This is a genomic window from Streptomyces sp. NPDC058469, assembly GCF_042721125.1.
Taxonomy (GTDB): domain Bacteria; phylum Actinomycetota; class Actinomycetes; order Streptomycetales; family Streptomycetaceae; genus Streptomyces.
The window spans coordinates 22,627-30,074 of the sequence record NZ_JBHXME010000138.1 but is presented as its reverse complement, the minus strand read 5'-3'; the positions used below and the strand labels follow the sequence as shown (position 1 = coordinate 30,074).

Annotated in this window: 10 protein-coding genes and 1 tRNA gene; 4 read left to right on the top strand and 7 right to left on the bottom strand. The window is 68.8% G+C overall.

The genetic code is table 11. The annotated features are described in order from the left end of the window. The first annotated feature begins 69 nt into the window (after window positions 1–69). Genes ACFWP5_RS39795 through ACFWP5_RS39785 form a run of 3 tightly spaced genes read left to right on the top strand, consistent with a single transcriptional unit; the run spans window position 70 to window position 1,752 of the window. The gene (locus tag ACFWP5_RS39795; RefSeq protein WP_384168465.1) at window positions 70–396 is read left to right on the top strand and encodes a hypothetical protein; all 327 of its coding nucleotides are present in this window, start codon (window positions 70–72) and stop codon (window positions 394–396) included. Beyond that, window positions 393–665: an FG-GAP repeat protein gene (locus tag ACFWP5_RS39790; protein ID WP_384168463.1), complete on the top strand. Its 273-nt coding sequence runs from the start codon at window positions 393–395 to the stop codon at window positions 663–665. Before ACFWP5_RS39795 ends, ACFWP5_RS39790 begins: the two co-directional genes overlap by 4 nt. 58 nt (window positions 666–723) lie before the next feature. Then, on the top strand, window positions 724–1,752 hold the full coding sequence (locus tag ACFWP5_RS39785) for a Yip1 family protein (RefSeq protein ID WP_384168460.1): 1,029 nt from the start codon (window positions 724–726) through the stop codon (window positions 1,750–1,752). Window positions 1,753–1,841: 89 nt separating this feature from the next. Here the strand turns inward: ACFWP5_RS39785 and ACFWP5_RS39780 are convergent, their stop codons facing one another. Further along, window positions 1,842–2,342 carry a phosphoribosyltransferase gene (locus tag ACFWP5_RS39780; RefSeq protein ID WP_384168457.1) on the bottom strand — a complete coding sequence of 167 codons (501 nt, stop codon included), beginning with the start codon at window positions 2,340–2,342 and terminating at the stop codon, window positions 1,842–1,844. Further along, window positions 2,339–2,914: a dCTP deaminase gene (gene dcd, locus ACFWP5_RS39775; protein ID WP_280875850.1), complete on the bottom strand. Its 576-nt coding sequence runs from the start codon at window positions 2,912–2,914 to the stop codon at window positions 2,339–2,341. The genes ACFWP5_RS39780 and dcd overlap by 4 nt, the downstream gene beginning before the upstream one ends. Window positions 2,915–3,427: 513 nt before the next feature. Here dcd and ACFWP5_RS39770 point away from each other — a divergent pair. Then, window positions 3,428–3,501 (top strand) — tRNA-Gly (locus tag ACFWP5_RS39770). Between the two features lie 268 nt (window positions 3,502–3,769). Here ACFWP5_RS39770 and ACFWP5_RS39765 read toward each other — a convergent pair. The 5 genes from ACFWP5_RS39765 to ACFWP5_RS39745 all read right to left on the bottom strand — a co-directional run bounded on the left by ACFWP5_RS39765 (window position 3,770) and on the right by ACFWP5_RS39745 (window position 7,438). After that, window positions 3,770–4,501: a hypothetical protein gene (locus ACFWP5_RS39765; protein WP_384168455.1), complete on the bottom strand. Its 732-nt coding sequence runs from the start codon at window positions 4,499–4,501 to the stop codon at window positions 3,770–3,772. A 444-nt stretch (window positions 4,502–4,945) separates the two neighbouring features. Next, a complete protein-coding gene (locus ACFWP5_RS39760; protein ID WP_384168468.1) occupies window positions 4,946–5,281 on the bottom strand; it encodes an MmcQ/YjbR family DNA-binding protein in 336 nt (111 codons plus the stop codon). Between the two features lie 7 nt (window positions 5,282–5,288). Then, window positions 5,289–5,684 carry an MmcQ/YjbR family DNA-binding protein gene (locus ACFWP5_RS39755; protein WP_384168452.1) on the bottom strand — a complete coding sequence of 132 codons (396 nt, stop codon included), beginning with the start codon at window positions 5,682–5,684 and terminating at the stop codon, window positions 5,289–5,291. Window positions 5,685–5,768: 84 nt separating this feature from the next. Next, the gene (locus tag ACFWP5_RS39750; protein WP_384168449.1) at window positions 5,769–6,689 is read right to left on the bottom strand and encodes an SDR family oxidoreductase; all 921 of its coding nucleotides are present in this window, start codon (window positions 6,687–6,689) and stop codon (window positions 5,769–5,771) included. Window positions 6,690–6,958: 269 nt separating this feature from the next. After that, a complete protein-coding gene (locus ACFWP5_RS39745) occupies window positions 6,959–7,438 on the bottom strand; it encodes a MarR family winged helix-turn-helix transcriptional regulator (protein WP_384168446.1) in 480 nt (159 codons plus the stop codon). Window positions 7,439–7,448 lie beyond the last annotated feature (10 nt).

The window sequence follows — 7,448 nt, the reverse complement described above, 5'->3', positions numbered from 1 at the left end:
CCATGACGGATCGTCATGGTCCCGGCCCACATCCATATCCGCGCTTCTGCGCCCCCGGAGCCAACTCCCTTGCGCAAGCGCACTCTTCTGCTCGCCGCGCCCCTCACCACCGGCCTGCTCAGCGCCCTCCCCGTCACGACGGCCTCCGCCGCCCCCTCCGGTCTCACCGGCGGCGACCTGGAAAGCCCGGGCGCGGCCGTCATCTCGTACGGCACGACGTCGGGAATCGGCACCAAGGCAAGCCTCGCCGACTCCGGCCGTCCGTCCCTCGGCGACAACAACGGCGACGGTCACCTCAACCTGGCCCTCGGTTACCCCGAGGAGTCCGCATCACCACCGTCAACGGCGCGGTCCTCGTCCACTGCGGCAGCGCCACCGGCCTCACCGCTCCCGTGATCCTCACCCAGGACACCCCCGGCGTCCCCGGCGCGGCCGAGTACAACGACTTCTTCGGTACGTCCGTCCTGCTCACCGACATGACGGGCGACGGCAGGGCGGACCTCGTCGTCGGTGCGGACGGCGAGAACGACCAGGCCGGCCTGGTCACCTTCCTCAAGGGCGCCGCCACCGGCATCACGACCTCCGGCGCCACCGCCTACGGCCCGAGCGGCTTCTCCGTCTCCACCGCCGGCGCGCCGTACCTGGGTACGACCCTGGTCGGCTGACGCCGTGGGCGCTCCCGGCAGCGGCCCCTGAAGACCCCCCTTGTCCGTCCCTTAGGGGATGTCACAGCTCGGCAGCAAAGCCCCACCCGAAACCTCCGGCCCGGCACGTGTCTCCGCGGAACCAGGTACGTTCGATGACGTGGCTGGATTCAGGATCGGACGCGGCGCCCGGGACGGCAGGGCCCCGCAAGCGCGCCCTCAACAACCTCCGTACGGGCAGCAGGCACCCCCGGCGCCGCAGGGACAGCCGTACGGCTACCCCCCGGCCCCGCAGCCGTACCCGCAGCAGCAACCGCAGTACGGAAGCCCTGCGGGCGGCGGCCGTCAGTGGTCCCAGGGGAACGGCGGCAACGGCGCCTACGGCGACGAGCCGGAGTACTTCGGCGACGGCGGCGGGTACGGACAGGGCGGCCACCCGGGCACCCCGGACCCGTACGCGGCGAACAACCCGGGCAGCACCCAGGCCTTCTCCGTAGGTGAGGACCCGTACACCCAGGGCGGTACGTACCGCGCGGGCTCGGCCCCGGCGCCCACGGGCCCGGTCGGCCCCCGCCTGCACTGGAAGGACCTGCTGAGAGGCATCGTCCTCGCCCCCCAGCAGACCTTCCTCCAGATGCGGGACTACACGATGTGGGGCCCCGCCCTGATCGTGACGTTCCTCTACGGCCTGCTCGCGGTCTTCGGCTTCGACGGCGCCCGCGCGGACGCCATAAGCGCCACCCTGGCGAACGCGGTCCCGATCGTCCTGATCACGGCCGTGGCGATGGTCGTCTCCTCGTTCGTCCTGGGCGTGGTCACCCACACCCTGGCCCGCCAGCTGGGCGGCGACGGAGCCTGGCAGCCCACGGTCGGCCTCTCCATGCTGATCATGTCCCTCACGGACGCCCCCCGCCTGGTCTTCGCCATGTTCTTCGGCGGCGACGCGACCTTCGTCCAGGCCCTCGGCTGGGCCACGTGGGTGGCGGCCGGCGCCCTCCTCACGATGATGGTCAGCCGCTCCCACGACCTCCCCTGGCCGAAGGCCCTGGGCGCATCGGCGATCCAGCTGATCGCCCTGCTGTCGATCGTGAAACTGGGCACTTTCTAGAGGCTTTTCGCTTTTCCGCTACGACGGCCAAGGGCTCCCGGCGCCAACCGGGAGCCCTTGGCCGTCGTAGGAACTGCTGTCGCTGCCGCTCAGGCGTCGAGGACCTGGCCGGTACGGCGTACGACCGGAGGTTCGACGGACCACGGGAAGTTGATCCACTCGTCGGTGCGCTTCCACACGTACTCGCACTTCACCAGCGACTGCGACTTCTCGTAGACGACCGCGCTGCGGACCTCGGCGACGACGTCGAGGCAGAAGTCGCGGACCAGTTTGAGGGTCCTGCCGGTGTCGGCGACGTCGTCGGTGATCAGGACCTTCTTGGAGGAGAAGTCGATGGCGTTGGGGATGGGGGCGAGCATGACCGGCATGTCGAGAGTGGTGCCTACGCCCGTGTAGAACTCGACGTTCACGAGGCTGATGTTCTTGCAGTCGAGGGCGTAGGCGAGGCCGCCGGCGACGAAGACTCCGCCGCGGGCGATGCTGAGGATGATGTCGGGCTCGTAGCCGTCGTCGGCGATGGTCTGCGCGAGTTCGCGCACGGCGACGCCGAACGCCTCGTAGGTCAGGTTCTCCCTGTCCCCCGTGCTCACACCTGCGTCCGGTGGAAGTTGAGGAAGGAACGGGAGGCGGTCGGGCCGCGCTGGCCCTGGTAGCGGGAGCCGTAGCGCTCGCTGCCGTAGGGGAACTCGGCCGCCGAGCTGAGCTGGAACATGCACAGCTGGCCGATCTTCATGCCCGGCCAGAGCTTGATGGGGAGCGTGGCGAGGTTGGAGAGCTCCAGTGTCACGTGGCCGGAGAACCCGGGGTCGATGAACCCGGCGGTGGAGTGCGTGACCAGGCCGAGGCGGCCGAGGGAGGACTTCCCCTCGAGGCGCGAGGCGAGGTCGTCGGGGAGCGACACGACCTCGTAGGTCGAGGCGAGCACGAACTCGCCGGGGTGGAGGATGAACGGCTCGTCGCCCTCCGGCTCCACCAGCCGCGTCAGATCCGCCTGTTCGACGGACGGGTCGATGTGGGGGTAGCGGTGGTTCTCGAACACCCGGAAGTAGCGGTCGAGGCGCACGTCGACACTGGACGGCTGCACCATGGATTCGTCGTAGGGATCGATCCGGACCCGCCCGGCGTCGATCTCGGCCCGGATGTCCTTGTCTGAGAGAAGCACGCCCCGAGGATACGCAAGACGCGCGGACCGACCACAATCGGACGGACCCGCGCGCCAACCACTCCTGCGATACCGCTACTCCTACTGCTTCTCCAAGGTCACCAGCACCACACTGCGGAGCCGGGCACACCGTGGACACCTCACGAGCCGGCCAGGGCCGAGCCGCTCCGCCTGCTGCATCGGGAACGAAGCGGTACTGAACACGTGCCCATCGGCACATCGGACGACGGTGCGCTCCATCAAGTCCATGAGTCCCTTCCCCAAGAGCCGCGTCCGACTACTGCTCGCCGGACACCAAATGGCACATTACGGGATGAAAGGAACGACTCTCCAGGCGGCACTCCGCTCCCACCCAGACCCTCTTCCACGCCTCCACCGTACGCCCCAACTCCGGCCCGCCGCAGCCCCGTCACCCTTCCCGTAACGCACTCGAGCCCCACGGCTTCAGCGCCCGGGGCTCGACATGCGGTACAGTAACGGGGCGTTCCGACACCGGTTCAACCGGCGTCTCACGCGGGTGTAGTTTAGTGGTAGAACATCAGCTTCCCAAGCTGAGAGTGCGAGTTCGATTCTCGTCACCCGCTCCAGAATTTGCCCCCAGGTCAGCGGCCTGGGGGTTGTTTGTTGTCTAGACCAATCCGGGGTGGCGTGCCCTCCGCGTGCCCTAAGTGCAGGTGGGGCACCCTATCTGCGACCATCGGGCGCCATTGCGGGGATCACGGAGGGCGTCTCGGATCCTGAGACGCATTTCATGTGACCTGGGCCACTACCATCGGGCGTGCCCGCGAAGTCGCATACGCAAAGCCGGAGTTGGGTCACGGTCAACGCGGAAGTGCTGAGCCGAGCGGCTCCGCGTCAGGCAGGGAACAGTTCGAGGATGCGGGTGACCCGACCCCAGCCGGCCACCAGCGTCGCGGCGAGAACCGCCGCCCCCAGGATCAGCCACGGACGCACGTCTTCTCCCACGCCCATCGATGGCAGAGCGCGCGGCGCCGGCTGCGGCAGCCATGGCCGCGAGGATCGCCGTGGCGAAGTGAGCCGACTCGTGCCAGGTGTTCCGCAGGCGCGACACGGGCCGGACATCTTGGAGCAGCTCGGCGGGCAAGAGCGCTGCTGTCGACCGTACAGATGGTTCTCGGCGATAACGAGCTGCAGCCGTGCCAACTCAGCCAGTGCGGGCTCTGGGTCGACGTCCACCTGATGCAGCGCCACACGCTGGGCCCCGGCGACCAGCGCGGCATGCCGCTTGATCAGCCGGAGCCTGGAGGAGCGCCGCGGGACCGAACCCGCGATGCTGTGCACCTTGAACAGGCGCTTCTCAACGTGTCGACACCTCTGATCCAGCTGCCGCAGCGCCCTGGACCGTCCCCGGCCACGAGGCGCCGCGCGCGCCTTGCCGCCGACCACGATTGCATCGATAACTCCCAGAACCAGCCGGTAGCGGGCGGTCGAACTCCACCGCATTGCCCAGAACACGGGCCCCAGGACCACGCCGGACATGACCACGACCAGAGCCGTCCCATCGACGAGGCTGAAGGCCGCTTCGTTCCCGTCCTCGCCCATCCATCGCCAGTGCGCCACGGCCATGCCCCAAAGCCAGTGAATGCGCGAGACGCCGGCCTCCACCATTGCGAGCGAGACGCGCCAGCATGCCCACGCGACAATCCAGCCCCCGACGACGCCGAGCGCACAGGCTGCCCAGTTCGGACGCCATGATCCGGGAACGCCCGGCCCCTCGAAGCTTCCTCCAGCGGGATATCCAGCTTCTCCAGGGCCGCGTCCAGTTCCCTTTTCCGTGTTCCGGCCCAGCCACTCTGCTGCCCAGCCTGAGCCGGAGCCGGTGGCGGGCCCACAGGCGTACCGCCCAACGCTGCAGACGTAAGTCGTACGACGCCACCCGATCCCCCACTTCAGCTGTGCTCACGTCGCGCGGAGTCGCAGTATCTACGATCTGATCCGCCGTCGCAGAGCAAGTAACGTATGCGATGCGGCAGTTGATGTGCTGTAGCACTGCATCAGCTGGTGCTGCGGCTACGTGTTGGTCCGCACAGAAGCCGACAGGTTCGCGGATTCCTGAGGGCTCAAGACAGTGAACTGGCTGGCCATCTGAGGTTGAGACGGCGATCGTCCAGCCGGTTGGGGCAGCAGGGGCTCGTACGGCCGGCGCTCGGGAGAGCCGCGTTCCAGTGCCCGCGTGTGCTTGGGCTCGCACTTGACCGTGATGATCTGTTCGTCCGGGTCGTCGGTGACGACCCGGAACACCTTGTCCGCGACCTTGTACACGTCGAGTCCGGGGGTGAAGGGGTAGCCGTGGCTGACGTCGGGGAGAGCGAGGGCCGCCTTTGCGGGCGGTGAAGGCGGTTCCAGGCCGCGCTCAGCGGCCTGCCCGGGTGCCGGTGCCGTAGGTGTGCGGGTCGACGGGCTGCTCGGCTTTGGGCAGGTGAGAGACGACGAGCAGGTAGGAGTCGGTGACGAGTTCCGTGACGAGCTCCTCGTCGACGCCTGTCCCGCCCTCCAGCGTGATCCAGTGCTTCTTGTTCATGTGGTAGCCGGGGGTGATGTGGCTGTTGTGTTCCCGGAGAGCCTGGGCCTCGCCGGGGTCCGCCTTGAGGATCACGACGGGGCGCCCGGGGACTTCGGTCATCAGCATGAACACCTTGCCGCGTACCTTGAAGACCTCCCAGTCCGGGCCGAAGGGGTGCTCCATCTGGGCTCCGGGAAGTTCCTGCGCGCACTCGGCGGCGAACGTCTGCAGGGTCGATCCGTTCATGAGTGTTTCCTTTCCCGGGGCTAGCGGATTGGCCCGGGGCGTCCTGGTCAGGCGCTGGGCGGCGAGGGGCGGGACGCGGGCCTGTCACCGGTGCTGTGCGGTGCGCAGCTCGTCGGTGAACTGGGCGAGGGCGTGCTCGGCCGTGGGGACGGGGCCGAACAGCTGCTCCTGGCGGCGGGGGTCGGCGACGTAGCGTCCGGTGTCGAACCAGCCGAACATCGCGGCCATGTCCTTGACCACCGGATTGAAGCGGCCGACGACGGCTCCTGCGGCGCGGACGACGACGGAGGGGACGGCCCACACCTTGATCTTCTTTCCGGCCCGGTGGCCCATCGCGTCGGCCACCTCACGCATGCTGACCGGACGGTCCCAGCCGATGTCGATCCGCTCACCGGCCTCCGCCTCGGCGTCGACCGCGGCCGCCAGGTAGGCCGCGAGATCGGAGGTGCGGACGAAGGTCAGCGGAACGGTGGCCTTGGACATCCAGATCAGACGGCCCTTGTCGAGCGGGTTGCCCGCCATGGTCGCGACCTGGTCGAGGAAGGCCCCCGGGCGCAGGGCGACGAACGGGACGCGGAGCTGTTCGAGTTTGTCCTCGGCGAGCTTCTTGTGCCAGAAGTGCGGTACATCGGGCGTCTGGTCGCTGGTGAGGATGCTGGTCAGGACGAACCGCCGGATGCCGGTGCGGTGGGCGGCCTCAGCGAGGTTGGCGTTGCCGAGGGTGTCGATGTCGTGGGCGTTCTTGCCGCCGCGGGTGTAGCCGGCGGCGGTGGTGATGACGGCGTCGGCGCCGGTCATGGCGGCCACGAGCGAGTCGACGTCGAGCATGTCGCCGCGGACGATCTGAACGCCCCGGCTTTCGAGCCGGCCGGCGTCGCTGGCCGGCCTCACCAGGGCGCGGACCTTCTTGCCGCGCTTGAGTAGTTCGTCGACGACCTTGCTCCCCAGGGAGCCGGTTGCCCCGACGACGAGGACCGGGAGGGTGGCTGAGTCGGTGGCAGGCATGGGGTCTCACTTTCGGTCAGGCTGGTGGGCGGTGGCTGCAGGCATAGGCGCCTGCGTGCCGGACGGGGCTAGGGGAGGCGGACCGTGGTGGCAGATCCGTCGTGCGCCTCGCCGCCACGTGCCGCGTCCGGAACAGCCGGTACAGGGGAGGTGATACGGCCTGGCTGGAGGTGGCCGTGCCGCATGCGGGGCGGTGTGCACCCCAGTCCGCGTGCCCCTTTTTCATGTGCGGTGTGGCGTACGGGGGTCTGGGGTGCACACCGGGGGAGTCAGGTGGACTCTTCCTCGGGCAACGCGCGGCTGCTGATCGCCTCGGTGATGGCGTAGGCGGTCTCGACGAAGGACTCCGCCTGGTGCTCCGACAGATTCCGGGCGGTGGTCTCCTCCAGGGCCTGCCACAGGGCCGCGATGGGCTCGCGCATCGCCCGGCCCTTGTCGGTGAGGTGGACCACCATGACGCGCCGGTCATGTGCTGCCGGCTCGCGGATGACCAGGCCGGCGTCCTGCATGCGGCGGAGCGCCTTGGAAATGGTGGAGTGGTCCACGCCGAGGCTTTCGAGCAGCTCGGACTGGGACTGTCCGTCCCGGTCGAGAAGGTGCATCAGCAGCAGTTCCTGTCCGGGATGCAGGTCCATCGCGCGCAGCAGGGCGGCGGCGTAGGCGCGGTGGGCGCGGGCCAGTTGGAAGATCGCGTAGCTCATCGGTCCTGCGCCGGCCGTCGTGGGGATGCGGGGTTCGGGGGTGGGCATGGTTCGGTTC

Excerpts from the sequence above, each read along its gene's own strand:
- ACFWP5_RS39785 (WP_384168460.1), top strand. The coding sequence starts at position 724 with ATGTCACAGCTCGGCAGCAAAGCCCCACCCGAAACCTCCGGCCCGGCA.
- ACFWP5_RS39765 (WP_384168455.1), bottom strand. The coding sequence starts at position 4,501 with ATGGCCGTGGCGCACTGGCGATGGATGGGCGAGGACGGGAACGAAGCG.
- ACFWP5_RS39755 (WP_384168452.1), bottom strand. The coding sequence starts at position 5,684 with ATGAACGGATCGACCCTGCAGACGTTCGCCGCCGAGTGCGCGCAGGAA.
- ACFWP5_RS39750 (WP_384168449.1), bottom strand. The coding sequence starts at position 6,689 with ATGCCTGCCACCGACTCAGCCACCCTCCCGGTCCTCGTCGTCGGGGCA.
- ACFWP5_RS39745 (WP_384168446.1), bottom strand. The coding sequence starts at position 7,438 with ATGCCCACCCCCGAACCCCGCATCCCCACGACGGCCGGCGCAGGACCG.